This window comes from Brevundimonas sp. AVps7 (assembly GCF_058681545.1).
The window spans coordinates 1,704,755-1,728,351 of record NZ_CM178742.1; the positions used below are offsets into that span (position 1 = coordinate 1,704,755).

Here is a 23,597-nt window from a genome sequence, read left to right on the forward strand (position 1 = left end):
GCTTCTATCCGCATCCTTCTCGCAATGGGAGAAGGAAGGTAAGCAGCGCCCATGACCCTCCCCTTCGCGCCCGCCGCCTTCCCCATGGCCCGTCCTCGCCGCCTGCGCAGCCAGCCCTGGGTGCGCCGTCTGGTGGCCGAGACCACCCTGACCCCATCCGACCTGATCTGGCCCCTGATCGTCCACGACGGCGCCGAGGACCGCGTCCCCGTCCCGTCCATGCCCGGCGTCTTCCGCCTGTCGCCGAAGGCCGCCGCCGCCGCCGCCGTCGAGGCCCGCGATCTCGGCATCCCCATGGTCGCCCTGTTCCCCAATGTCGACGCCGCGACCAAGGACGCGATCGGCACGGGCGCGACCGACCCCGACGGCCTGATCCCCGACTGCATCAAGGCCATCAAGGACGCGGCGCCCGAGATCGGCGTCATGTGTGACGTGGCGCTGGATTGCTACACCGACCACGGCCACGACGGGGTCGTGGAGGACGGCAAGATCGTCAACGACGCCTCGCTGGATCGCCTCGCCGAACAGGCCTTCATTCAGGCCCACGCCGGCGCTGACGTCGTCGCCCCCTCGGACATGATGGACGGCCGGGTCCAGGCCATCCGCGAGGCGCTGGAGGCCAACGGTTTCCACGACACCCTGATCCTCAGCTACGCCGCCAAGTTCGCCTCGGCCTTCTACGGCCCTTACCGCGACGCGGTCGGCTCGGCGAAGATGCTGACGGGCGACAAGAAGACCTATCAGATGGACTACGCCAACTCCGACGAGGCCCTGAAAGAGGTCGCCATGGACATCGCCGAGGGCGCCGACATGGTCATGGTCAAACCGGGAATGCCCTATCTCGACATCGTCCAGCGCGTGTCCGAGACCTTCAGGATCCCGACCTTCGCCTATCAGGTCAGCGGTGAGTACGCGATGATGCAGGCCTCCATCGCCAACGGCTGGCTGGATCAGGACCGCGCCATTCTGGAAACCCTGCACGGCTTCAAACGCGCGGGCTGCGCCGGGGTGCTCTCCTATTTCGCGCCCCAGGCGGCGAGGTTGCTGGGGGGCTGATCAGTCCGCGTCGGTGATCTCTTCCATGAACCCGTCGAGGAAGCCCACGCTGAATTCGCCAATCACACCGAAGGCCGCCATGGCCAGCACGAAAAAAACAATGCTGCTTAGCGGCTTGTGCCGGACCCAGGCGTTGAGTTCTTCGCTGAAGATCCGCATCCGCACGCCCTTTTACAACCCAAGGTGACAACGCTAACGGGCCTGCGCAACCCCTGTCAACAGCAGGCGCGGTGGAGGCCGGGACTGCATCCCCTCTCGTGACGTCCGGGTCTTGAGACCGCCTGAAGGCCCTTCGCTTGTCGGTCCGCCACGACATCGCTAGCGTAGCCCCATGCTGAGACGTGGCCTCTTCGCCCTTGCCGCCCTCCTTCTGTGGCCCGCTCACGCGTCCGCTCAGGACGCCGGCAATGCCGCCCCGCCTCTGCCCCGCGTGCAGATGGAGACCTCCGCCGGTCGCATCGTCATCGAGGTCGAGACCGTAAAGGCCCCGATCACGGCCGCCAACTTCCTGAAGTATGTCGACGAGCGCCGCTTCGATGGCGCGACCTTCTACCGCGCCATGCAGTCCGGCCCCGGCATGGGTCTGGTCCAGGGCGGGGTGAACAATGACCCCGAGCGGGTCCTGCCGCCCATCGCCCACGAGCCGACGACGCAGACGGGCCTCAGCCATATCGACGGCGCGGTCTCGATGGCCCGCTACGCTCCGGGCACCGCCACGGGCGACTTCTTCGTGTCGGTGGGACCGACCCTGTCCTACGATGCAGGACGCTCCTTCTCGGTCGATCCCGACGGGTTCGCGGTCTTCGGCCGCGTGGTTCAGGGCATGGACGTCGTCCGCGCCATCCTCGCCAGCCCCACCTCCCCGACCGAGGGCGAAGGCTTCATGCGCGGCCAGATGCTGGAGCCGAAAATCACCATCCTCCAGGCCTGGCGGGAACAGGCCTTCTGATGCGCCTCTTCGCCGCCCTGCCGCTGGCGGCCGCCTGTCTGGCCGCCCCCGCCGTCGCCCAGGATCGCAACCCTGACTTCGCCGCCCGCGCCGCCGCCCTCTATGCCGAGGCGCCCGATATCGACCATTGCCGCCCGGGTCGATTGAAGCCGGAGGTGATCTCGACCCTGACCGCCCGGGTCAATGAGGTCCGGGCCCTGCACGGTCTCGCCCCGGTGACCTACGACCCGGCGACCGAGGACACCGCCAGGGCCGCCGCCCTGACCTTCGCCGCCAACGGCAGTCTGTCGCACTATCCGGGCAGCTGGTGGCGCTGCTTCACCGAGGACGCCTCCACGGGCGCGCGGCTGAGCAACATCTTCGGCGGCCTTGCGTCAGAGCGGCTGATCTTCGTCTCGATGGACGAGATGGTCACGGGCTGGATGACCGAGGTCCGCCACATGAACCCGGGCAGCATCGGACACAGGCGCTGGCTGCTGGATCCCTTCCTCGCCACGATCAGCTTTGGCCGCGTCGCCGGCCTCCTGCCCGACGGACGGCGCACGGACGGCGCCGCGCTGCGGATCATCGGCAGCAACCGCGTGGTGCCCGAGCCCGTTGAGGGCGGCTTCATCGCCTATCCGTTCGGCGACTATCCGTCCCAGTTCTGGGACCCCCGTGCGCTGCTCTCTTTCAGCGTGCTCGTCGATCTCCGCGACAAGACGGCGAGCGAACAGGTCGACTACGCCGACGCCGAGGTCCTGGTGCGCCAGAGAGGCGGCGCCGCGGTGGAAGTCGGCCGCGTGTCTTTCGACAACAACGCCTACGGCCTGCCCAACAGTTTGCAGTTCGCCGCCGAGGGCCTCCAGCCGGGCGTCACCTACGACGTCTCGATCCGCAACGTCAGCGTTCAGGGCCAGTCGAGAGACTTCGCCTACGCGTTCCGGATCACGCCCTAGGGCTCGCTGCGCGCGAGCAGGGCGACCAGATCGTCCTTCCAGAACCGCGCCCAGGTGTGAGTCCCGTGCCCCTTGCCGTCGAGACTGTTGGGGATCAACCGATAGGTCCCGTTGGCGATCCGCGGCGCGAACCGTTCGGCCAGGCCGAGCTCCGGCGGATTGATGAAGTCGTCGGCGGAGTTGATCCAGGTCACCGGAGCCGTGATCCGCTCAAGGTTCGCCGAGGGGTCGTAGTCCCAGGACGCATTGACCTGATACCAGAAGTCGTTGGCGTCCAGCGTCGGCAGCCGCCGCTCCAGCTGGGTCGCCAGCCAGGCATCGACAGCCTCGGGCGTGGCCAGATCCTGGTGCATCGGCATCACCGCCCCGCCGGCCAGCAGCAGCAGGTCCACCGCCGTCCTCAACCCCTGCACGGGCTGTTCGACATAATCGCCCCCGCTCCAGGCCGGATCCGCCCGGATGGCGTCCTTGACCATCGAACGCCACAGCCGGTTGCGTCCGACGATCTCGGTCGGAATACAGGCCATGGGCATCAGGGCGTCGGCGAAATCGGGATGCGCCTCGCCCCAGACGAAGGCGTGCATGCACCCCATCGAGGTGCCGAGGATCAGCCTCAGATGATCGACTTCCAGCCCCTCGACCAGCATCCGCCGCTGGGCCTCGACCATCTCGTTGTAGCCGTATTCGGGGAAGGCGGCCCGCAGGCCGTCGCTCGGCTTCGACGAGGCCCCGTGACCCAGATTGTCGGGCATGATGATGTAGTAGCGGGTCACATCCAGCGGCTGCCCCGGCCCGAACAGCTCGCCCGCGAACTGGGGAGACAGGAAGGTCGCGCCGGTCCCGCCCGTGCCGTGCAGCAGCATCACCGCATTGGTCACCTTGCCGCTCGCATCGCGCCGGGGCTCGCCCAGCGTCCGATAGTGCATGCGGGCGTTGGTCAGGGTCTGGCCCCGCGCCATCGGCAGGTCGCCGATCGCCACATCGCCTTCAACCGGCGTCCAGGTCTGCGGGGTCTGGGCGTTCGCCTGACCGCACCAGACCAGCAGAAACAGCAGGATCGTCGCGATACGCAGGCTCATCGTCGTTCTCCAGCCGATCGTTTGGACTCCAGGCGCCCGGAGCGCACTTTTGCCTCAGACCTCTAAGTCTAACAATTTCAGTCGACTACGTTACTCTTCTCTGCGATTTGGACTCTGTGCACTCGGCCCTTCCGAGTCCAATCAGTCTCAGGGCTTCAGCCGCGCCTTCAGGCTCGACGTATCCCAGCGGTTCCCGCCCATGCCCTGGACCTCGGAATAGAACTGATCGACCAGCGCCGTCAGCGACAGGACCGCGCCATTCGCCCGCGCCTCGTCCAGCACCAGTCCCAGATCCTTGCGCATCCAGTCGACGGCGAAGCCGAACTCGAACTCGCCACGGGCCGCAGTCTTCCAGCGATTGTCCATCTGCCAGGACTGGGCCGCGCCCTTGGACACGGCGTCGTAGGCGGCGTCGGTATCCAGCCCCGCCACCTTGGCGAAGTGGACCGCTTCGGCCAGCCCCTGAACCACGCCGGCGATGGCGATCTGGTTGACCATCTTGGTCAGCTGGCCCGAGCCCGAGGGCCCCATGTGCTGGATCGCCTTTGAATAGGCCATGACCGCCGGCCGGGCCGTCTCCAAGGCAACCGCGTCGCCGCCCGCCATGACGCTGAGCTGGCCGTTCTCCGCCCCCGCCTGCCCGCCCGAGACCGGCGCGTCGATGAAGGCCACGCCCCTGGCGCCGCACAGCTCGGCCATTTCCCGCGCCACCTTCGCTGAGGTCGTCGTGTGATCCACGATCACCGCGCCGGACTTCAGCGCAGGCAGGGCCTCGCCCACGACCTGACGCACGTCGTCGTCATTGCCGACGCACAGGACGAACAGGTCCGCGCCCTCCGCCGCCTCGCCCACGGACTCGGCAAACCGTCCGCCGTTGGCCTCGGCCCAGGCGCGCGCCTTGTCGGGCGACCGGTTGTAGCCCGCGACCTCATGCCCGGCCTTGACCAGATGACGCGCCATCGGCCCGCCCATGACGCCCAGCCCGGCGAAACCGATCCTCATGCCGTGTGGCCCCCCGCCACGCCGTAGCGGCCGCGGAAATAGGTCAGGGTCGACGCGTCCGAGGACTCGAAACCCGCGACCTCGCCGATGATCATCATGTGGTCGCCCATCTGCACCCGATCATGGGTCTTGCAGTCGAATCGCGCGGCGGCGGCGCCCAGCCTCGGCGGCGCATCCCCGACCCTCTGGAACTCGTGGTCCTCCATCAGGCCGATGCCCTTGGCGAAGCGCCGCGCCAGCGCTTCCGACTGCGCGTCCAGCACATGGATCGAGAATCGCTCGGCCTCGCAGAAGGCGTGCCAGCGCTCCGACCGCTCATCCAGGCACCACAGGACGAGCCGCGGCGTCAGCGAGATCGAGGTAAAGGAGTTGATCGTGATGCCAAGCGGCCCGAGCGTGCTGTCGGCCGTCACCACGCAGACCCCGGTCGCGAAGGCGCCCAGCGCCCTGCGATAGGCGGTCACGTCGCCCCTGGCGACCTCATCGGGAAGGGATTCAAGGCTCACCGGACGGACCTAGGCGACCCCGTCGGATCAGGCAACCGCCGTCACCTCAGATCGCGCATCACCGCCGGCATCAGCCCCGGCAGATCCTCCGCCGTCAGCCCCGGCCCGAAGCATCCGGCGGCGTCCGCGTGCATCCACACCGCCGCCGACGCAGCATCGAACGCTTCCATCTTCTGCGCCATCAGCCCGCCGATCAGACCGGCCAGCACATCCCCGCTGCCCGCCGTCGCCAGCCATGGCGAGCCGTTCCGGTTGACCCTGCACCCTCCATCCGGCGCAGCGACGACGGTCTCCCTGCCTTTCAGCACCACATGGGCCCCGCTGATCCGTGCCGCCTGCACGGCCGCGGCTTCGCGTCCCTGCTCCAGCAGACCGGGAAAGAGCCGCTCGAACTCGCCCTCGTGCGGCGTGATCACGTCAGCTGCGTCCAGACAGGCGAACAGCTGATCCGCCCGGCCCTTGAACAGCGTCAGCGCATCGGCGTCGACCACCAGCGCCGCCTTCGTCCCCGCCAGCGCCTTCAGGTTCCGCGCCGTCGCCTCCGTCAGCCCCGCCGCCGGGCCGATCACCACGCAATCCAGCGGGCCGGCCAGGGTCGCCAGCGCTTCCGGCGTGTCGAAGTCGGAGACCATCACCGCCTCCACCGCACCCGCAATCACAGGCCCGGCATCCGGCGGACACAGGATCCGCACCAGTCCGGCCCCGACCCTCAGACCCGCCCGCGCCGCCAATCGCGCCGCCCCGGTGTTGAGCATTCCGCCCGACACGACGCCCAGCCGACCACGCTGATGTTTGTGCGCATCGGGTCCGGGCCACGGCATCCGGTCTCGCCACAGGGTCGGATCGTTGGTTTCGCTCATGCTTCTCTCAACGCCCTTCCGTGACGAAAATGCAAATCGCCCCTTGCCTTATGCTGCGATGCGATGTCCCTTTGGTTCCCGAGCGTCTGGCCCACCTGATGCCGCCTCGGGGTCGCCCATGAAGAAGATCGAAGCCGTCATCAAGCCGTTCAAGCTGGACGACGTAAAGGAAGCGCTCCAGGACATCGGAGTGCAGGGCATGACTGTGCTGGAGGCCAAGGGATACGGCCGCCAGAAGGGTCACTCCGAACTCTATCGCGGCGCCGAATACGTCATCGACTTCCTGCCCAAGATCAAGATCGAGGTGGTGGTCGCCGACGACCTCGCCCCGGCCGTGGTCGAGGCCATCCAGACAGCAGCTCGCACCGGCAAGATCGGCGACGGCAAGATCTTCGTTTCCGAAGTGATCGACGTCATCCGCATCCGCACCGGCGAAACGGGAGCCCAGGCCGTCTAGGCCGAACTCCGCAAAAAAACTTCCTCCCCAGAAGAAACGAAGAAGGATCATCGACTATGAGCGCCGCCAAGAAAATCCTGCAGGAGATCAAGGACAAGGACGTGAAATACGTCGACGTCCGCTTCACCGACACCAAGGGTCGTCTGCAGCACGTCACCTTCGACATCGACCTGGTCGACGAGGAGTTCCTCGAAGAGGGCACGATGTTCGACGGCTCGTCCATCGCCGGCTGGAAGGCGATCAACGAGAGCGACATGCTGCTGCTGCCGGATCTGACGACCGCCTATATCGATCCCTTCTACCAGCAGACCACGATGTTCCTGTTCTGCGACGTGATGAACCCGGACACGATGGAGCCGTACAACCGCGACAGCCGCTCGATGGCCAAGAAGGCCCTGGCCTATGTCCAGTCCTCGGGTGTCGGCGATCAGGTCTATTTCGGCCCGGAAGCCGAGTTCTTCATCTTCGACGACGTCCGCTGGAACACCGCGCCGCATAACACCGGCTACAGCTATGACTCCATCGAGCTGCCGGCCAACACGGGCTCGGAATATACCGAGGGCAACATGGGCCACCGCCCGGGGCACAAGGGCGGCTACTTCCCCGTCAACCCGGTCGACTCGGGTCAGGACCTGCGCGGCGAGATGCTGGGCGTCATGCGCGACCTCGGCCTCAACCCCGAGAAGCACCACCACGAGGTCGCCCCGGCGCAGCACGAACTGGGTCTGAAGTTCTCCGACCTTCTGACCATGGCCGACCGGCTTCAGCTCTATAAGTACGTCATCCACAACGTGGCCGCGGCCTACGGCAAGTCGGCGACCTTCATGGCCAAGCCGATGTTCGCCGACAACGGCTCGGGCATGCACGTCCACATGTCGATCTGGAAGGACGGCAAGCCCCAGTTCGCGGGCGACAAGTACGCCGGCCTGTCGCAGCAGTGTCTGTGGTACATCGGCGGCATCATCAAGCACGCCAAGGCCATCAACGCCTTCGCCAACTCGACCACCAACTCCTACAAGCGTCTGGTGCCCGGCTACGAAGCCCCGGTGAAGCTGGCCTATTCGGCCCGCAACCGTTCGGCCTCGATCCGCATCCCGCACACCTCGAACCCCAAGGCCAAGCGTCTGGAGGCTCGCTTCCCCGACCCGATGGGCAACCCCTATCTGACCTTCGTGGCCCTGCTGATGGCCGGCCTCGACGGGATCGAGAACCAGATCGATCCGGGCGGCCCCGCCGACAAGAACCTGTACGACCTGCCGCCGGAAGAGCGTCACTCGATCCCCGAGGTCTGCGGCTCGCTCAAGGAAGCCCTCGAGAACCTCGACAAGGACCGCGCCTTCCTCAAGAAGGGCGGCGTCATGGATGACGACTTCATCGACAGCTATATCGAGCTGAAGATGGAAGAGGTCATGCGTCTCGCCCTCCATCCGCACCCGGTCGAGTTCGACATGTATTACAGCTGCTGATCGACCCGATCGGCGAATAGACAGAGCCCCGGACGGTCCGCCGTCCGGGGCTTTCTGTTGAATGGCCACAGGCCTAGCGCCACGGCTCGCAGGCCAGCCCGTCGCCGTCTCCATCCATGAACGATCGATACGAAGGATCAGACGCGGGGATGTTTACGCGTCCTGCGGCCCGAGCCGCGTCGCAGCCCGGGAAATGCTGGTCTGGCGGCGGCGCGAAGAGACCGCGTGGCGGAGCCGCCGGCTGAGGTCGCGCGCCGTAGACGCGCGGAGGTTCGGTTCTGCCCAGGCCAAGGGACTGGATTTCCGTCCGCCACAGGACGCCCGCCGTGGCCAAAAAGACGCCGACGAACACGGCGCCGCCGAGGGAAAGATACCTGGGTCGAGGTCGAGGGCGGGCCATGAGGCTATCAAACCAGTGCGCCGGTTAGCATCCGGTTCGCTGAAATGGTTAGGCCTGCGGCCTAGACTGCCGCCTGCTCTTCCGCGTCCTCGTCCTTCTTGCGACGCAGTTCGATCAGCCGGACGCACCAGATCGAGATCTCGTAGAGAATGACCAGGGGCACAGCGAGCATCAGCTGGCTGATCGGATCCGGCGGCGTCACGATGGCGGCCACCACGACAACGCCGACGATGGCGTAGCGGCGGCCCTCGGACATGAATTTCGAACTGATCAGACCGGCCAGACCGAGCAGGGTCATCACGACCGGCAGCTGGAAACACAGGCCGAAGGCGAGGACCAGCGCGGTCACAAGGCTCAGATACTCCGACACCTTGGGCAGCAGGGCGACCGCGACCGTGTCCGAGGTGATCTGCTGGCTCAGAGAGAACCACATCACGAACGGCAGCATGACGAAATAGACCAGCGCCGCCCCCAGCAGGAACAGCATCGGCGAGGCCACGAGGAAGGGCAGGAAGGCGCCCTTCTCGTTGCGATAGAGGCCCGGCGCCACGAACCGGTAGAGCTGGAACGCCAGTACCGGGAAGGCCAGGAACACGGCGCCAAAGCCGGCCAGCTTCATCTTGGTGAACAGGATTTCCAGCGGCGCCGTATAGATCAGCTGCGCCGCCTCTTCGGTCGTCGGCGGGATCGGATGGATGCCCGCCGTCACCAGGATGAGATCGAACGGCGAAACATTGTGCCCGATGTTGGTGGCGTAGATGGCGCTGGCCGCCGCGAACGGCCTGACGAGGAAGATGTAGATCGGTCCGGCGAAGAAGAAGCAGACGATGAACGCCAGTCCGAACGCCACGACGCACCAGACCAGCCGCCCGCGCAGCTCGACCAGGTGATCCATCAACGGCGCGCGCGACGCTTCGATCTCGGCTTCGTCGCGGTCCGTCATTCAGCAGTCTTGGGTTTACGAGGCGCGCGCGGTTTGGCGGCAGCCTTGCCGGAAGGCTTTGACGAGGCCGCCCTGGCGGGCGTCTTGACGACGGGCTTGGCGACAGCCGGTTTGGGTGGCGTCTTTGCGGGTGCGGCCGCCGTGACCGCCGAACGCGGCTTGCGCGCCTTCGCCGGGGCGGCCGGCACTGTCGGAGGCGTCGCCCCCGGTTCCGGGAACTCCGGCTGGTCCAGCATCACCGCGCGCGGCGGCGGCTCCACATAGGTCGGCGCCTCCAGCTCGGCCTTGATGTCCTTGAAGGCGGCGTTGGCCTCGTCACCGAGGCGAACCATCCCCTGCCCGACCGATCCCTGACCGTCACGCAGCGCCTGCACCTCCTTGCGGAGCTCGTCGAGCTCCGACTGGCGGGCCATTTCGTCGAAGCTGGCGCGGAACTCGTTGGCCATGCCGCGCGCCTTGGCGACCATCTTGCCGAGCTGGCGCAGCATTCCAGGCAGCCGCTCGGGTCCGACCACGAGCAGGGCCACGATGCCGATCACGAGATATTCGAGGCCCCCGATCCCGGGGCCGAGGCCGCCCATGCGTCAGGCTCTTTCCGCTGTCAGGCCTAGCGCTTCAGCTCTTCCTTTTCAGCGTCGGTGCGCGGCAGGCTCGACACGCCGTCATGCGGCCCGTCCTTCTTGTCCTCGTCCTTCAGGCCTTCCTTGAAGGCCTTGATGCCCTTGGCGGCGTCGCCCATCAGGTTCGAGATCTTGCCCTTGCCGCCGAACAGCAGGGCGACGACGACGATGACGATGGCCCAATGCCAGATGCTGATAGCGCCCACGGCACACTCTCCTCGAACGGGCCAAATGCGGCCCGCGTCAAACATACGGCTCCTATAGTCCAGCGGATGGCGACGCGCCAAGGGAACCTGTAAGTCCGCGCGAATGAGTCACGTGACAATCCACACCGACGGCGCCTGCAAGGGCAATCCTGGACCCGGCGGCTGGGGCGCCATCCTGCAGGCGTCCGGCAAGACCAAGGAACTGTGCGGCGGCGAGCAACTGACCACCAACAACCGCATGGAGCTGACCGCCGCCATCATGGCCCTGGAGGCCCTGACCCGGCCCTGCAAGATCGACCTGCACACCGACAGCAAATACGTGATGGACGGGATCACCGGCTGGATTCACGGCTGGAAGGCGCGCGGCTGGAAGACGGCGGACAAGAAGCCGGTCAAGAACGACGACCTGTGGAAGCGGCTCGACATCGCCCGCACCCGCCACGAGGTGAAGTGGCACTGGGTCAAGGGTCACGCCGGCCACGCGCTGAACGAACGCGCGGATCAGTTGGCGAATCTCGGCATCGAGCGGATGCGCGCCGCCTCGACCTGACGGGTTCCGACGAACGTCGATAGACGGCTTGCCGCGAAGCTTGGGATGAGGTCAGGTCGATGTATGACCGACCTGACCCCGATTCCCCCGGAAACCGACCCGATCGACAATGGCTCCAAGGGCAAGACCCAACGGGTCTCCGTCGAGGGTACGATCGCTTCCGTCTCGGCCATTTCCGCGATGATCGTCGCGGCGGCGTCGATGTTCACCGCCGTCCAGGCGCTGGACGTGTCGCGGACGGCGGCGCGGCAGAAGATCTTCGAAACCCAGCTGGCGACCTGCCTGCAGTTCAGCGAACTGACCGCGCGCGCCTCGTCGGACAGCGAGAAGGCTGCGGCCCTGTACGAGGGACCGATCGACGACGACGTCCGGGCCGAAATCACCGCGCGCATGGAAGCCGGTGACGCCGTCTCGACGTCGATCTACCAACAGTACCTGCAGATGACGATGGTCTTCCCCGACGAGATCAGCGACGCCGCCTATGCCGCCAGCGAGAAGCGGGTGGCGCTCTACAACAAGCAGGTCGAGGTGCTGGATGCCGGCGTCATCACGGCGCAGGACATCGCAGCGCTTGTAAGACTGGCGGGTGAAGAAACCGACCAGCTGAACGCCGCGTCAGGCGCCTGTCGCGACGAGGTCGGGGCGGTCGCCGGCATCGGCTGAGCCGTCAGGCCTCGCGGCGAACCATCAGCGACGGACCTTCCAGCCGATCCACGACGACGCTGTCGCCCACCGGCGGGGCGTCACCATCGATGAGGGCGACCCATTCCGCGCCGGAGACGAAGACCCGTCCCCTGCCCTCGACGAACGGCTGAACCACCCGCGCACGCTGTCCGACGAGGCGCAGATCGCGGTCGTTGATGTCCGGATGGTCGTCAGGATTGACACGCTGGATCAGGCGGCGCGACAGGGCAGTTGCGAGCACGGTCAGGCCCGCGAACAGCCCGACCTCGACGGCCAGCCCCATTCGCAGGCCCAGCGCCGTCAACACCGCGACGACCCCGGCCGCGACCGCGGGCCACAACAGCCATTCGGTCGACAGGGCCGCTTCAACGGCCAGCAGCAGCACGCCCACGGCAAGCCAGATCCAGAAGGGCTGGGAGGCATAGATGTCGAAAATGGCGTCCATCGATCAGTCCTCCACTACGTGGTCGGCGGCACGGACGCCCGGCTGGCGCGTGGCGGCGCAGGCGGACGCGGTGGGTTCTGCTGCTGATCCCTCGCCAGTCCGACCAGTTCGCCGATACCGGCGATGGTGCCGACCAGGCCGCTCATCTCGGCCGGGACGATGACTGTCTTGGCGGTGGGATTCCGGGCCAGTTCAGCAAAAGCCTCGACGTATTTCTGGGCGACGAAGTAGTTGATGGCGTTGACGTCGCCGCGCGCGATGGCTTCCGACACCATGGCGGTCGCCTTGGCCTCGGCCTCGGCGGCGCGTTCGCGGGCCTCGGCGTCGCGGAAGGCGGCTTCCTTGCGGCCTTCGGACTCCAGAATCGCCGCCTGTTTGGCGCCCTCGGCGCGAGCGATGGCGGCCTGTTTCTCGCCCTCGGCCTCGGTGATGACGGCCCGTCGCTCACGCTCGGCCTTCATCTGCCGGGCCATGGCGTTGGTGATGTCGACCGGCGGGGTCAGGTCCTTGATCTCGATCCGGTTGACCTTGACGCCCCACGGCTCGGTCGCCGCGTCGATGACGGTCAAGAGGCGCGAGTTGATGTTGTCGCGCTGGAACAGGACCTCGTCCAGATCCATCGAGCCGACCACGGTCCGCAGATTGGTCGAGCACAGCTGGGTGATCGCATAGGGCAGGTTCTCGACCCGGTAGGCGGCGCTGGGCGCGTCCATGACCTGAATGAAGACGATGGCGTCGACCTTCACCATGGCGTTGTCCTTGGTGATGACCTCCTGCTGGGGCACGTCGAGGACCTGCTCCATCATGTTCATGCGCCGGCCGATCCGTTCCACGAAGGGGATCAGGATGCTGATGCCGGGCTTCAGGGTCTTGGTGTATTTGCCGAACCGCTCGACCGTCAGCTCACGGCCCTGCGGCACGATCTTGACGATGCTGAACACGAAGATGACTGCGAAAACCAGCAGCACGACGGCGAAATAGGTCATTCAGGATCCTCCTGGACCGAAGTTACCCCGCCACGGGCCGACGCGCCACGGAAACCGGACTCGCAAACGAAAACGGCGGCCCCCTCCCGGGAGCCGCCGCGTCGCAAAAGGTGGGTCGGAAGATTACTCTTCCTCTTCCTCTTCCTCTTCTTCTTCTTCTTCTTCCTCTTCCTCTTCCTCTTCCTCTTCCTCTTCCTCTTCCTCTTCCTCTTCCTCTTCCTCTTCCTCTTCCTCTTCCTCGTCCTCTTCCTCTTCCTCGTCCTCTTCCTCGTCCTCTTCCTCGTCCTCTTCCTCGTCCTCTTCCTCGTCTTCTTCTTCGTCCTCTTCCTCTTCCTCGTCCGCATCGTCATCTTCGATGTCGAGGTCGTTCAGTTCGCAGAGGTCGATGTTGAACACCTCTTCGGTGTCGCCGTCGTCGTACACGGCTTGCAGGTCGTATTCGCAGTCTTCCAGGTCGTCCTCGACCGAGATGTTGGCGGTCTCACCCGGCCCGATCTCGTCGCCGTCCAGAATGTCTTCGTCCCAGTTTTCGTTCGAGGATTCGCCGACCTTCAGCGAGACCATCGTCGCTTCACTGTTGTTGGTCAGAGAGAAAGCCACGTCCTGAGCGACGGCGCCCGTCGCAAACAGGATGGCGACGGTCGAGGCCGCCATGAACAGTTTCGTCTTCATTTTCGTAGTCCCCCGAGGCCAGCGGGATGCCGGCCAAAGTTCAAAAGAGAGCGACCGGGAACAGAATCGTCCGGGCCGTCGCCAGAAAATGTCGTCTTTACGGCCAAGTTGGGTAAGTGACGGGACCTGACAGTGCCGTCAGGGTTTTCGAAGCGAGACCGCTTCTGCGATGATCCGCCGCGTCTGGTCCCAGGCCACCGCGGCCATTGCAGCCTCCACGGTCATGAAGACAGCCTCCGCCGCATCGTCGCCCGCGACCGGCTCGCCACCGGTCCATTCGGCGACGTAGTCGATCAGCACATAGTGTCGTCCCGCCTCGACGAAGATGCCGTCGACGACATCGACCAGGCCAATAATTCGCGACTCGACCCCTGTTTCCTCACGCAGTTCACGCAGCGCAGCGTCGATCGCCCGCTCGCCGGGTTCGATCCGCCCGCCCGGCAGGCTCCATTCGCCCATGCGGGGCGGGGTTCCTCGCCGGATCAGCAGAACCTCGTTGCCGCGCAGACAGACAACGCCGACGGCAGGCACGGGAGTCATCGGGGAATCGCTCATGGCGCCGACCCTAGCCCCTCTTTTGAGTGGCGCGGACGGCGACGCTTTGAGACAAGACGCCATGGCCTCTCCCTCCCCCGCCGCCCTCGACGAATTGAAAGCCGCGCTCGGCCCCTCCGGCTGGACAGAGGACCCGGCAGAGATCGCGCCCTGGGTCACCGAATGGCGCAACAAGTGGAAGGGGCATACGCCCCTGATGATGAAGCCCGCCTCGACCGCCGAGGTCGCGCGCGTGGTCGAGATCTGCGGCCGCCACGGCGTCGCCATCGTCCCTCAGGGCGGCGGCACGGGCCTGGTCGGCGGTCAGGTCCCCTTCGGCGAGGTCCTGCTGACGACTCGCCGCCTGCGTTCGGTGCGCGATGTGACTCCGCTGGACGACGCCATGACCGTCGAGGCCGGCATCACCCTGCTGGAGGCCCAGCAACTGGCGGCGAAGGCCGACCGCTTCTTCCCGCTAAGCCTCGCGGCCGAGGGCACGGCGACGATCGGCGGCGTCATCTCGACCAACGCCGGGGGCACGGCCGTCCTGCGCTACGGCATGATGCGTGACCTGGTCCTGGGGGTCGAGGCCGTCATGCCGGACGGCGAGGTGTTCAACGGCCTGAAGCGCCTGCGGAAGGACAACACCGGCTACGACCTGAAACAGTTGCTCATCGGCGCCGAGGGCACCCTGGGCGTCATCACCGCCGCGACCCTGAAGTTGTTCCCGATCATGCGCAGCCGCGCCACCGCCGTCGTCGGCCTGGCCAGCGCCCATTCGGCCATCCAACTTCTCGCCCGCGCCAAGGCCGAGACCGGCGGCGGGGTCGAGGCCTTCGAGTTGATGAAGCGGATCGGCGTGGAGTTCGCCATCAAACACATCCCCGGCGTCCGCGAGCCGCTCGACAGCATCCAGCCCTGGTACGTCCTGATCGAACTGACCTCGGGCGAGCCCGGCGCGGCCGAGGCCGGGATGGAGCGGATCCTGACCGCAGCCTTCGAGGAAGAGCTGATCACCGACGCCGCCATCGCCCAGAACGAGACCCAGGTCCGCGACTTCTGGAAGCTGCGCGAGGAACAGTCGGCGGCCCAGCGGCCCGAGGGCGGCGGGTGGAAGCACGACGTTTCTGTCCCCGTCAGCCGCATCGCCGACTTCCTCGACGAGGCTACAGCCGCCGTCGAGGCCTTCGAGCCCGGCGCTCGCGTCAGCGCCTTCGGCCACGTCGGCGACGGCAATATGCACTACGACATCCTGTGCCCGCCCGGCGGCGACCTGCACGCCTTCCTTGACCGCTGGGAGGCCGGGTCCCGGGTCGTCCACGACGTCGTCGCCCGTTACGAGGGCTCGATATCCGCCGAGCATGGTCTGGGGCGCCTCAAGACCGATGAGGCACGCCGCTACAAGTCGCCGCTGGAGATTTCGACCATGCAGGCGATCCGCAAGGCCATTGATCCCCAGCGGATCATGAACCCGGCGGTGTTGTTCTAGGTCGCGGCCTTCAAACCGTCGCCGAACGCGCCTAAACCGCGCGCCTGACGAACGGAGCGCCCGCCCTTGTTGATCGTGCTTTCGCCCGCCAAGCGGCTGGATTTTACCGAACCCCCGCATGACGTCGCCGCGACGCATCGGCGCTTTATCGACGATACGGCGACCCTGTCGAAGACCGCTCGAAACCAGACCCAGGCCGATCTGCGTCGCCTGATGGGGATCTCGACAGATCTGGCGAAGCTGAACCAGGCACGGTTCAAGGCCTTCGAACCCGACGCGCTCGACACCGGCATCCAGGCCGCCTTCGCCTTCGCCGGCGATGTCTATCAGGGGCTGGAAGCCCGGACCCTGGACAAGGCCGGCCTTGCCTTCGCCCAGGACCATCTGCGCATCCTGTCCGGCCTCTACGGCCTGCTGCGTCCGCTGGACCGGATCCAGCCCTACAGGCTCGAGATGGGAACCCGGCTGAAGACCCGGCGCGGGTCGAGCCTCTACGATTTCTGGGGCGACCGGATCTCGAAACAGCTGAACGCCGACGCGGAGGGGCAGGCCGACCCCACCCTCGTGAACCTCGCCAGCCAGGAATATTTCGGCGCGGTCGACGCCAAGGCGCTGAAACTGCCGGTCGTCACACCGCACTTCCGCGAGGAAAAGGACGGCGAGAGCCGTATCATCTCCTTCTTCGCCAAGAAGGCCAGGGGGACCATGGCGCGGTTCGCCATCGACGAGCGGATCGAAACCGCGAGCGATCTGAAGGCGTTCGACCGCGACGGCTACCGCTTCCAGAAGGCAGCCTCGACGGAGACCGACTGGATATTCACCAGAGCGGGAAATTCCTGAGACCGGGTCGCCTTCGCAGTCGCGAAAGGCTAGGGTTCCGGCAAACCAGAGACCCCGCGACGCGCCCGATCCGCGCGGACAGGGGCAAGAAGCGAGAGTAACGACCCATGTTCCAGTGGCCCGGCAAGAAGGACGGCTCGGAAACCGAGCGCCCCGTCTATCGCGATCCCAACGACCTAAAGGGCCAGGTGGCCGTCATCTCGGGCTCGACCTCCGGCATCGGCCTGGCCCTCGCCCGGGCGGTCGCCTCGCGCGGCGGCGATGTCGTCCTGAACGGTCTGGGCGATCCTTCGGAGATCGAACGCACCCGCGCCGAGATGGAGGCCAGCTGCGGCGTCCGCGTCCGCTATCACGCCGCCAACATGCTGAAGGGCGACGAGGTCGCCGACATGGTCGCCTTCGCCAGGCACCAGCTCGGCCGGCTCGACATCCTGGTCAACAACGCCGGCATCCAGCACGTCGAGGCGGTCGAGAAGTTCCCGTCGGACCAGTGGGAGAAGATCATCGCGATCAATCTCTCCTCGACCTTCTACGCCACCCGGGCGGCCATCCCGATCATGAAGGCCCAGGGTCGCGGCCGGATCGTCAACATCGCCTCGGCCCACGGCCTGGTCGCCTCGCCGTTCAAGTCGGCTTACGTCGCCGCCAAGCACGGCGTTCTCGGCTTCACCAAGACGGTGGCTCTGGAAGTCGCGCAGGACAACATCACCTGCAACGCCATCTGCCCCGGCTTCGTCGAGACCCCGATCGTCGAGAAGCAGATCGCCGATCAGGCCCGCACGCGCGGCATCTCAAAGGAGCAGGTCCTGAAGGACGTGATCCTCGCGGCGCAACCGACCAAGCGGTTCGTCACGACCGACGAACTGGCCGGCATCTTCCTGTATCTGGTGTCGGACCTGGGGGCCTCGGCCAACGGGGCCAGCTTCTCGATCGACGGCGGCTGGACCGCGCAATAGGACGGATGTCGGGGGACGATGGCGCTTTTCAAACGCAAGTCGACCCCGGCGCCCCCAGCGCCTGAACCGCCCGCGAGCGGTCGTCGCCCTATCTGTCTGGCGCTACAGGGCGGGGGCGCGCACGGCGCCTTCCAGTGGGGCGTGCTCGACCGTCTTCTGGAAGCCGACATCGTCGACATCCGGGCAGTCACAGCCTCTTCCGCCGGCGCCATGAACGGCGCGGCGCTCGTATCGGGGCTGGCCACAGGCGGCCCTGACGGCGCGCGGCAAGCCCTGGACAAGCTGTGGCGCGAGACCAACCAGTCCGGCGGCAAGAACGTCTTCGGCGACACCTCGATCTGGTCCAACGTCCTGCAGCCGACGTGGCTGAAGGACTCGCCCCTGTGGCGCGCGTCCGAGACCTTGGCGATGTCCATGTCTCCATATGAATTCAATCCGTTCAACCACAATCCTCTGATACGGGTTCTGCAGGCCACGATCGATTTCGAGGCCGTTCGCGCCTCGGACGTGAAGTTCTTCGTCGCCGCGACCGCCGTCCGCCACGCCAAGTCGCGGGTCTTCACCTCGACCGAGATCACCGACCAGGTCCTGCTGGCCTCCGCCTGTCTGCCGCACCTGTTCCAGGCCGTGGAGATCGACGGAGAGCCGTACTGGGACGGCGGCTACCTCGCCAATCCGCCGCTGTGGCCGCTGTTCTATCAGGACACGCCCGATGACGTGCTCCTGATCACCCTCAACGCCTTCGAGCGAGCCGATGCGCCCAAGGCTGCGGGCGACATCATGGACCGGTTGAACGAGGTCGTCTTCAACGCGCCCCTGGTCGCCGAACTCCGCGCCGTCGCCTTCGTCCAGGAACTGATCGAGGAGGGCCGCCTGACCCCCTCGGCCCGCGACCAGTATCGCCACATCCTGATGCACGCCATCGAGGCGGATGGCTGGCTGGGCGACCTGTCGCTGGGGTCCAAGTTCAACACCGAATGGACCTTCCTGAACGACCTCAAGACGCGCGGCCGCGCGGCCGCCGACGAATGGCTGGCAACGTGTGCGGCTGAGGTCGGGGTGCGGTCGAGCGTCGACCTCCAGGCCCGGTTCGGCTAGCCGACGAAGCCTGCGGCCCGCCGCAGTCGGTCATTGATCGCCTCGCCCAACCCGTGGCTCGGGATTGACGCCACCGCGATGGCGACAGGCCGCTCGCGGTCCGCTTCGCGCAACAGCCGGAACAGGTTCGCCGCCGCCTCGCGCAGGTCGCCGGACGGACTCAGGCTCCAGCGCCCGACACCGACGCCGGGTCCGAATCCGAGCAGGATTTCACCGGCACTGGCGCTCATGGCCTCCAGCCTCACAGGCGACGCAGGCGCATAGTGGCGCGTCAGCCGACCCGGCGACCGATGGCCCTCGCCCGCCCCGTCCAAAGGCCCGACCAGGGCCTCGATCTCCTCGCGGGTCACCGACCCCGGCCGCAGCAGGGAGACCCGCCCATCCATCACCGAGACGACCGTGCTCTCCACCCCGACCGCGCACGGTCCGCCGTCCAGCGCCGCGCCCGCGAACGCGCCCGTCTCCTCCATCGCGTCGGCGAAGGTCGTGGGGCTCGGCCGGCCGGACCGGTTCGCCGAGGGCGCCACCACGGGTCCGCCGAACGCATCCAGCACGGCCCGCGCTCTTGTGTGCCCGGGGACCCGCACCGCGATACTGTCCAGCCCTGCCCGCGCCAGATCGCTGACCGCGATCGTGTCCCGGCACGGCGCCACGATGGTCAGCGGGCCGGGCCAGAAGGCCGTCGCCAGACGCCGCGCCGCATCGCCGAAGACAGCGATCCGCTCGGCGGCGATGGCATCCGATACATGTGAAATCAATGGATTGAAGCGTGGTCTTCCCTTGGCTTCGAAGATCTTCGCGACCGCCCTGGCGTTCCCGGCGTCGGCCGCCAGCCCGTAGACGGTCTCGGTCGGCAGGATCAGCAGCTCACCGGCCTTCAGAGCCGCAACGGCGCCTTCGACGCAGCTCAGCCGACCGTTCGCGTCGCCAGGGACACGTCCACCCTCACCTGCCGCCCGATCAGTCCGTTCCACGGTCCACGCGTTCCAATGCCGAAGGCCGCCCGATCCAGCGAGAAGCCGCCGGCCATCTGCGCCGTCCGCCCTGCGCTGCGCAAGGTCGCGGGGAAGGTCACGGGCCGGGTGACGCCCTTCATCGTGATGTCGGCATGGGCGGTGAACCGGTCGCCACCCACCGGTTCCAGCCGGGTCAGACGGAAAACGATGCGGGGATAGCGGCCGGTGTCGAGAAACCCTGAGCCGGCCGCTGTGGAGGTCAGACCGGCGTCGTCCATTCTCAGCGACGCCGCCTCGACGTCGATGGCCACATGGGCGGTCTCGGGCGCTGCAGGATCGAAACGGATATCGCCCGTCCAGCGCAGGAATCGCCCGCTGCGCGCCCCGACCGGGGTTCCGACCCGCATGGTGATGACGGACTCAGCCGGCACGACGGCCCAGCGTTCGATTTCGGCCCGACTCGCGCCCGTGCCGAGGCAGACCGCCCCGATCAGGATTGCGAGCAGGGCCCGACGCATCTCAGGGCCGCCGGGGAATCAGCGGGATCATCCGGTGCAGGACATTGTCCCGATCGACGAAATGATGCTTCAGCGCCGCCAGCACATGCAGGGCCAGCAGGACGTAGAGCGCCTTCACCCCTGCCTCGTGCAGATCCATCAAGGTCCCGGCCAGGTCGCGGTTCTGTTCGATCGGCAGAAGCGGCCAGTTGAACAGGCCGAACCAGTCGATGTCGCGCCCGCCCGCGCTCGACGCAGCCCAGCCGAACATCGGAATGGCGATCAGGAGAACATAGAACAGCACATGCGTCGCCTTCGCCGCGAAGGCCTGCCAATCCGGCGTGCCGGTCGGAATCGGCAGGGCGGGGTTCGCCATCCGCCAGCCGATTCGCGCCAGGGTCAGGACCAGAACCGTCAGACCCAGCGCCTTGTGGACCTGAACGAACTCACGCGAAATCGGTCCGTCGGTCGCCTCGTGCGCCGTGATGAGCAGAACCTGGGCCAGGATCAGCAGAGCCAACCCCCAGTGGAAGGCCAGCGAAACGATCGAATAGCGGTTTCTCGGCTCGGCCATGCAGGTCCCCAACGTGTAGGCTACAGTTTGGCGCCCCGGACGGCTCAGGCCAAGCCGTCCCTTGCCTGACGCGACGGCATCGTCGCAAGAAGGTCTGACGCATCGCGTGACTTGTGTAAGAAGACGATTCAGCACGACCGGAGACCTCCGCCATGACCTATCGCGCCCCCGTCCGGGACCTCGCTTTCAGCCTGACCGCCATCGCCGGTATCGACCAGGTCGCCGCCACCGGCGCCTTCCCCGACTATGACGCCGACGTCCTGGGCGCCGTGCTCGAGGCCGCCGGACAGTTCTCCGAGGGAGTGCTCGCACCGCTGAACCGTCCGGGCGATCTGGCCGGGGCGAAATATGCGAACGGCTCCGTGACGGCCGCGCCCGGTTTCGCCGACGCCTATCGCCAGTTCGCCGAGGGCGGCTGGACCGGCCTGACCGCCTCGGCCGAGGCCGGCGGGCAGGCCCTGCCCAAGGCGCTGGAACTGGCCGCCTATGAGACGATCCAGTCCGCCAACATGGCTTTTGCGCTCTGCCCAATGCTTTCGCTGGCGGCGATCGAGGCGCTGGAGCAGGTCGGGACCGAGCATCAGAAGGCGACCTACCTGCCCAGGCTGGTCTCCGGCGAATGGACCGGCGCAATGGTCCTGACCGAGCCCGGCGCGGGCTCCGACCTCGGCGCCCTGACATCGACCGCGACCCCGAACGGCGACGGGACCTACGCCCTGAATGGTCAGAAGATCTACATCACCTGGGGCGATCACGACGCGACGCCCAACATCGTGCACCTCGTCCTCGCCCGTCTGCCCGACGCGCCTCCCGGGCCCAAGGGAATCAGCCTGTTCCTCGCGACCAAGTTCGCGGTGAACGAGGACGGCTCACTCGGCGGTCGCAACGACTTCCGCCCCGTCGGCGTCGAACACAAGCTGGGCATCCACGCCTCCCCGACCTGCGTCATGAGCTACGAGGGCGCCCGCGCCGAGCTGGTCGGTCAGCCGAACCAGGGCCTGGCCCATATGTTCGTCATGATGAACAACGCCCGCCTCGCCGTCGGCGTCCAGGGCGTCGGCGTGGCCGAGGGCGCCTATCAGCATGCCCTGGCCTATGCGCTGGAGCGCCGTCAGGGCCGGTCGATCTGGACCGGAGAGGCCAACGCCCCGATCATCGACCACCCCGACATCCGTCGCACGCTCGCGGTCATGAAGGCGAAGATCGAGGCCGCGCGCGCCATCTGTTTCGCCACCGGGGTCGCCGCCGACCTGGCCCGGCACGCCGGGACCGATGAGGAGCGCAAGAAGTGGAAGGGTCGCGAGGACCTGTTCGTGCCGATCGCCAAGGCCTGGGGCACCGACGTCGGCTGCGACGTGGCTTCGGACGGGGTGCAGATTCACGGCGGCATGGGCTTCATCGAGGAGACCGGCGCGGCCCAATACTATCGCGACGCCCGGATCACCCCGATCTACGAGGGGACCAACGGGATACAGGCCATGGACCTCGTCGGCCGCAAACTGTCACAGGACGGCGGCGCCTCGGCCAAGGCGGTCATCGCCGAGATGAAGGCGACGCTGAAGGAGCTGGGCGGGCTCTATACCGGCAAGCCGGTCGAACGCTTCGCCGCGGCCATCGCCGCGGTCGAGGACGCCACCCTGTGGCTGCTGGACGCCAAGGCCGACGCGTCGCGGGGCGCCGACGTCCTGGCCGCAGCCGACGCCTATCTGAAGCTGATGGGCGACGTGATCGGCGGCTGGATGCTGGCCAGGGGAGCCCTGGCCGCGAAGGCCCGCCTCGACGCCAAGGACGGCGATCCGGCCTGGTTGCAGGGCAAGATCGATCTCTACGAGGTCTACGCCGCCAACATCCTGGGCCACGCTTCCAGCCGGCTCGCGGCCGTGGGCCAGGGCGGCGACCTGCTGTCGCGGATCAGTCGGGAAGCGCTGGGAGCCTAGTCCCCCTCTCCTGGAGGGAGGGGGTATCCAGCATCTCGATCGCCTCTCGAACGTAGACGGCGTGGGTGACCACGCCGATCTCCAATTGTTCGTCGTTGACCCGCACCTCCTGGCTCAGCAGCCCGGCGATGAAGGCGTTCTCCGGTTCTGTCGTGCCCGGGCGCTTGCGCGCGCTCGGCGTCCAGAACACCGGCCCGCCCGAGTTGCCCGGGAAGACGGTGAAATCCAGCAGGAAGGTGGGGAAGGCCGTCACGGGCGCCAGCGGATACGACGCGATCCGCCCGACCCGGAGGATCGGAAACCCGGCCCGGTTGGCCGACAGCCCGCGCGGGAAGCCCAGCGACAGCAGTTCGTCGCCCGGTCCGACCTGCCAGGCGCCGAACGCATTTTCATCCGCAAGCCAGCCCAGCGGGATCGCCGCGCGGGCGAAGGCTTCAGGCGCCTGTACCTCCATCACCGCCACGTCGTGGTCGGGATGCTGGGTCCACAGGGGCTCGCCCTCGCCGTTGCGAATGGTCAGGGGCTCGGGGTCGAATCTCCAGGTCCCGTCGCCGAGAGCGGTACGCCAGCCGATCCTCGCGTCAGGATCCGGCATCCGTTCCAGCACGTGGGCGGCGGTGACCAGAACGATGCGTGGCGTGCCGTCCGGCCTCGGCGCCTGGATCAGGAATCCCGTGCCAACTGTCCGCGTGTTCGGCCCCGACGGCTGATCGAGTTGCACCGTCGCCTCGATCAAACCGACCGTCAGATCCCAGGCATGGGCGACGATCGGCGGCGGCGCGGAGTCCTGGGCGGGCGGGGCCTCGAGCATGGGCGGACTTTCGTGGACGATTGCGTCATTTGACGGGGCCTATGCCGGTCGCACAAGCTGCGTTGGTGACTTACAGGGGAACGATA

Annotated in this window: 29 protein-coding genes; 12 read left to right on the plus strand and 17 right to left on the minus strand. The window is 66.9% G+C overall.

The annotated features are described in order from the left end of the window. Positions 1 to 51 precede the first annotated feature (51 nt). Positions 52 to 1,056 carry a porphobilinogen synthase gene (gene hemB / locus ACW17Y_RS08445; RefSeq protein WP_492035283.1) on the plus strand — a complete coding sequence of 335 codons (1,005 nt, stop codon included), beginning with the start codon at positions 52 to 54 and terminating at the stop codon, positions 1,054 to 1,056. On the opposite strand, the gene ACW17Y_RS08450 is transcribed toward hemB, so the two are convergent. After that, positions 1,057 to 1,215, minus strand: a complete 159-nt coding sequence (locus ACW17Y_RS08450; protein WP_492035284.1) for a hypothetical protein — start codon at positions 1,213 to 1,215, stop codon at positions 1,057 to 1,059. A 172-nt stretch (positions 1,216 to 1,387) separates the two neighbouring features. Between ACW17Y_RS08450 and ACW17Y_RS08455 the strand changes: the two genes are divergently transcribed. Together ACW17Y_RS08455 and ACW17Y_RS08460 are read left to right on the plus strand one after the other, a co-directional pair. Further along, positions 1,388 to 2,005, plus strand: a complete 618-nt coding sequence (locus ACW17Y_RS08455) for a peptidylprolyl isomerase (protein ID WP_492035285.1) — start codon at positions 1,388 to 1,390, stop codon at positions 2,003 to 2,005. Further along, on the plus strand, positions 2,005 to 2,943 hold the full coding sequence (locus ACW17Y_RS08460; RefSeq protein ID WP_492035286.1) for a CAP domain-containing protein: 939 nt from the start codon (positions 2,005 to 2,007) through the stop codon (positions 2,941 to 2,943). The genes ACW17Y_RS08455 and ACW17Y_RS08460 overlap by 1 nt, the downstream gene beginning before the upstream one ends. Here the strand turns inward: ACW17Y_RS08460 and ACW17Y_RS08465 are convergent. The 4 genes from ACW17Y_RS08465 to ACW17Y_RS08480 all read right to left on the minus strand — a co-directional run bounded on the left by ACW17Y_RS08465 (position 2,940) and on the right by ACW17Y_RS08480 (position 6,390). After that, complete coding sequence (locus ACW17Y_RS08465) at positions 2,940 to 4,022, minus strand: alpha/beta fold hydrolase (RefSeq protein WP_492035287.1); 1,083 nt, start codon at positions 4,020 to 4,022, stop codon at positions 2,940 to 2,942. The two genes, ACW17Y_RS08460 and ACW17Y_RS08465, sit on opposite strands and share 4 nt — an antisense overlap. A 147-nt stretch (positions 4,023 to 4,169) precedes the next feature. Then, positions 4,170 to 5,024, minus strand: a complete 855-nt coding sequence (locus tag ACW17Y_RS08470) for an NAD(P)-dependent oxidoreductase (protein WP_492035288.1) — start codon at positions 5,022 to 5,024, stop codon at positions 4,170 to 4,172. Further along, positions 5,021 to 5,530: a flavin reductase family protein gene (locus tag ACW17Y_RS08475; protein WP_492035289.1), complete on the minus strand. Its 510-nt coding sequence runs from the start codon at positions 5,528 to 5,530 to the stop codon at positions 5,021 to 5,023. The genes ACW17Y_RS08470 and ACW17Y_RS08475 overlap by 4 nt, the downstream gene beginning before the upstream one ends. A 41-nt stretch (positions 5,531 to 5,571) precedes the next feature. Beyond that, positions 5,572 to 6,390 carry an NAD(P)H-hydrate dehydratase gene (locus tag ACW17Y_RS08480; protein ID WP_492035290.1) on the minus strand — a complete coding sequence of 273 codons (819 nt, stop codon included), beginning with the start codon at positions 6,388 to 6,390 and terminating at the stop codon, positions 5,572 to 5,574. A 118-nt stretch (positions 6,391 to 6,508) separates the two neighbouring features. Between ACW17Y_RS08480 and ACW17Y_RS08485 the strand changes: the two genes are divergently transcribed. Next, on the plus strand, positions 6,509 to 6,847 hold the full coding sequence (locus tag ACW17Y_RS08485) for a P-II family nitrogen regulator (protein ID WP_492035291.1): 339 nt from the start codon (positions 6,509 to 6,511) through the stop codon (positions 6,845 to 6,847). Positions 6,848 to 6,903: 56 nt separating this feature from the next. After that, the gene (glnA, locus tag ACW17Y_RS08490) at positions 6,904 to 8,313 is read left to right on the plus strand and encodes a type I glutamate--ammonia ligase (protein WP_492035292.1); all 1,410 of its coding nucleotides are present in this window, start codon (positions 6,904 to 6,906) and stop codon (positions 8,311 to 8,313) included. 73 nt (positions 8,314 to 8,386) lie between these two features. Here the strand turns inward: glnA and ACW17Y_RS08495 are convergent, their stop codons facing one another. The 4 genes from ACW17Y_RS08495 to ACW17Y_RS08510 form a co-directional block, all read right to left on the minus strand. Then, the gene (locus ACW17Y_RS08495; RefSeq protein WP_492035293.1) at positions 8,387 to 8,713 is read right to left on the minus strand and encodes an excalibur calcium-binding domain-containing protein; all 327 of its coding nucleotides are present in this window, start codon (positions 8,711 to 8,713) and stop codon (positions 8,387 to 8,389) included. A 61-nt stretch (positions 8,714 to 8,774) separates the two neighbouring features. Next, positions 8,775 to 9,656 carry a twin-arginine translocase subunit TatC gene (tatC, locus tag ACW17Y_RS08500; protein WP_492035294.1) on the minus strand — a complete coding sequence of 294 codons (882 nt, stop codon included), beginning with the start codon at positions 9,654 to 9,656 and terminating at the stop codon, positions 8,775 to 8,777. Continuing rightward, a complete protein-coding gene (gene tatB / locus ACW17Y_RS08505) occupies positions 9,653 to 10,237 on the minus strand; it encodes a Sec-independent protein translocase protein TatB (protein ID WP_492035295.1) in 585 nt (194 codons plus the stop codon). The genes tatC and tatB overlap by 4 nt, the downstream gene beginning before the upstream one ends. 26 nt (positions 10,238 to 10,263) lie before the next feature. Continuing rightward, positions 10,264 to 10,482, minus strand: coding sequence for a twin-arginine translocase TatA/TatE family subunit (locus ACW17Y_RS08510; protein WP_309629550.1), 219 nt, complete (start codon positions 10,480 to 10,482; stop codon positions 10,264 to 10,266). A gap of 103 nt (positions 10,483 to 10,585) precedes the next feature. On the opposite strand from ACW17Y_RS08510, the gene rnhA reads away from it, so the two are divergent. After that, complete coding sequence (gene rnhA, locus ACW17Y_RS08515) at positions 10,586 to 11,032, plus strand: ribonuclease HI (RefSeq protein WP_492035296.1); 447 nt, start codon at positions 10,586 to 10,588, stop codon at positions 11,030 to 11,032. 63 nt (positions 11,033 to 11,095) lie between these two features. After that, entirely contained in the window at positions 11,096 to 11,695 is a 600-nt protein-coding gene (locus ACW17Y_RS08520) for a hypothetical protein (RefSeq protein ID WP_309629548.1), read from the plus strand. 4 nt (positions 11,696 to 11,699) lie between these two features. Here the strand turns inward: ACW17Y_RS08520 and ACW17Y_RS08525 are convergent, their stop codons facing one another. The 4 genes from ACW17Y_RS08525 to ACW17Y_RS08540 form a co-directional block, all read right to left on the minus strand. Continuing rightward, positions 11,700 to 12,161 carry an NfeD family protein gene (locus ACW17Y_RS08525; protein ID WP_492035297.1) on the minus strand — a complete coding sequence of 154 codons (462 nt, stop codon included), beginning with the start codon at positions 12,159 to 12,161 and terminating at the stop codon, positions 11,700 to 11,702. 14 nt (positions 12,162 to 12,175) lie between these two features. After that, a complete protein-coding gene (locus tag ACW17Y_RS08530) occupies positions 12,176 to 13,147 on the minus strand; it encodes an SPFH domain-containing protein (protein ID WP_492035298.1) in 972 nt (323 codons plus the stop codon). 123 nt (positions 13,148 to 13,270) lie between these two features. Continuing rightward, the gene (locus ACW17Y_RS08535) at positions 13,271 to 13,819 is read right to left on the minus strand and encodes a hypothetical protein (protein ID WP_492035299.1); all 549 of its coding nucleotides are present in this window, start codon (positions 13,817 to 13,819) and stop codon (positions 13,271 to 13,273) included. 138 nt (positions 13,820 to 13,957) lie between these two features. After that, positions 13,958 to 14,374 (minus strand): NUDIX hydrolase, encoded by a 417-nt coding sequence (locus ACW17Y_RS08540; protein WP_492035300.1) that lies wholly within the window; start codon positions 14,372 to 14,374, stop codon positions 13,958 to 13,960. Positions 14,375 to 14,435: 61 nt separating this feature from the next. Between ACW17Y_RS08540 and ACW17Y_RS08545 the strand changes: the two genes are divergently transcribed. From ACW17Y_RS08545 to ACW17Y_RS08560, 4 genes are all read left to right on the plus strand, one after another. Continuing rightward, a complete protein-coding gene (locus ACW17Y_RS08545) occupies positions 14,436 to 15,842 on the plus strand; it encodes an FAD-binding oxidoreductase (RefSeq protein WP_492035301.1) in 1,407 nt (468 codons plus the stop codon). Positions 15,843 to 15,908: 66 nt separating this feature from the next. Beyond that, positions 15,909 to 16,682, plus strand: a complete 774-nt coding sequence (yaaA, locus tag ACW17Y_RS08550; protein WP_492035302.1) for a peroxide stress protein YaaA — start codon at positions 15,909 to 15,911, stop codon at positions 16,680 to 16,682. Between the two features lie 107 nt (positions 16,683 to 16,789). Continuing rightward, the gene (locus ACW17Y_RS08555) at positions 16,790 to 17,638 is read left to right on the plus strand and encodes a 3-hydroxybutyrate dehydrogenase (RefSeq protein WP_492035303.1); all 849 of its coding nucleotides are present in this window, start codon (positions 16,790 to 16,792) and stop codon (positions 17,636 to 17,638) included. A gap of 18 nt (positions 17,639 to 17,656) precedes the next feature. Beyond that, complete coding sequence (locus ACW17Y_RS08560; protein WP_492035304.1) at positions 17,657 to 18,736, plus strand: patatin-like phospholipase family protein; 1,080 nt, start codon at positions 17,657 to 17,659, stop codon at positions 18,734 to 18,736. Here the strand turns inward: ACW17Y_RS08560 and ACW17Y_RS08565 are convergent. Genes ACW17Y_RS08565 through ACW17Y_RS08575 form a run of 3 tightly spaced genes read right to left on the minus strand, consistent with a single transcriptional unit; the run spans position 18,733 to position 20,763 of the window. Then, a complete protein-coding gene (locus ACW17Y_RS08565; RefSeq protein ID WP_492038268.1) occupies positions 18,733 to 19,647 on the minus strand; it encodes an L-threonylcarbamoyladenylate synthase in 915 nt (304 codons plus the stop codon). The two genes, ACW17Y_RS08560 and ACW17Y_RS08565, sit on opposite strands and share 4 nt — an antisense overlap. Further along, a complete protein-coding gene (locus ACW17Y_RS08570) occupies positions 19,644 to 20,210 on the minus strand; it encodes a YceI family protein (protein ID WP_492035305.1) in 567 nt (188 codons plus the stop codon). Before ACW17Y_RS08570 ends, ACW17Y_RS08565 begins: the two co-directional genes overlap by 4 nt. Position 20,211: 1 nt before the next feature. After that, on the minus strand, positions 20,212 to 20,763 hold the full coding sequence (locus ACW17Y_RS08575; RefSeq protein ID WP_492035306.1) for a cytochrome b: 552 nt from the start codon (positions 20,761 to 20,763) through the stop codon (positions 20,212 to 20,214). 152 nt (positions 20,764 to 20,915) lie between these two features. Between ACW17Y_RS08575 and ACW17Y_RS08580 the strand changes: the two genes are divergently transcribed. Next, positions 20,916 to 22,700 (plus strand): acyl-CoA dehydrogenase, encoded by a 1,785-nt coding sequence (locus tag ACW17Y_RS08580; RefSeq protein ID WP_492035307.1) that lies wholly within the window; start codon positions 20,916 to 20,918, stop codon positions 22,698 to 22,700. Here the strand turns inward: ACW17Y_RS08580 and ACW17Y_RS08585 are convergent. Then, complete coding sequence (locus ACW17Y_RS08585) at positions 22,675 to 23,511, minus strand: trypsin-like serine peptidase (protein ID WP_492035308.1); 837 nt, start codon at positions 23,509 to 23,511, stop codon at positions 22,675 to 22,677. The genes ACW17Y_RS08580 and ACW17Y_RS08585 overlap by 26 nt on opposite strands. Between the last annotated feature and the right edge of the window lie 86 nt (positions 23,512 to 23,597).